Source organism: Gluconobacter thailandicus F149-1 = NBRC 100600 (genome assembly GCF_000964465.1).
In the GTDB taxonomy this organism is placed as follows: Bacteria; Pseudomonadota; Alphaproteobacteria; order Acetobacterales; family Acetobacteraceae; genus Gluconobacter; species Gluconobacter thailandicus.
Genome location: NZ_BANH01000147.1, coordinates 1 through 569, shown reverse-complemented (window position 1 = coordinate 569; position 569 = coordinate 1). Strand labels below are relative to the sequence as shown.

The 569-nt window shown below is 56.6% G+C and carries 1 pseudogene; it reads right to left on the bottom strand.

The annotated features are described in order from the left end of the window. Positions 1-569: pseudogene (locus B7444_RS16125) on the bottom strand (hypothetical protein); the annotation flags it as partial.

Below are 569 nucleotides of genomic sequence, written 5' to 3'. Positions count from 1 at the left end.
TCCAGTGCAGAGACGATCTCTGGGTCTCGACTTAAAAGAGCTTTCCGGAGTTTCCGGCGTTCCCTGAGAGCGGCGCGAACGGAAGGCGATCTGAAATGCTCCTGAACATCGGACTGACGTTTTTCAGCGCACCGTCTGGCATAGTCATCAACAAGCTCCCGTGCGTCTTCGGCAGAGGTGACAGGCACCGTCAGGTTCCACCCGAACAGAGCATTCAGCATCCGGGCAATCAGGGCTTCGAGATGCCGGGACAGCTCTTCTTCAGGAGACATGTTTTCAAGCCGCCTGATCTCAGCGTGCCAGGGGCGAGAAATGATCTTTGGCCTGCACTCGGCCCGCGTCCATTGAGGACGGATGATGGATGCCAGACCGTCGAAATAGTCTTGCACAGGCCGGGGAGGAACACGAACTGGCACCAGACCTTGTTCCATCACATCCCGAGCCTTCAGAGGTTTGGGAGTCTTCGGTGCTGGCTGATTGGCATTCTGCATCAAATGCGCCAGCTCACGCTTTTTCAGGCCAAGCACACGATGAAGAGCAAGCCGGTTTCTGGCGTCGTCTTCGATCAG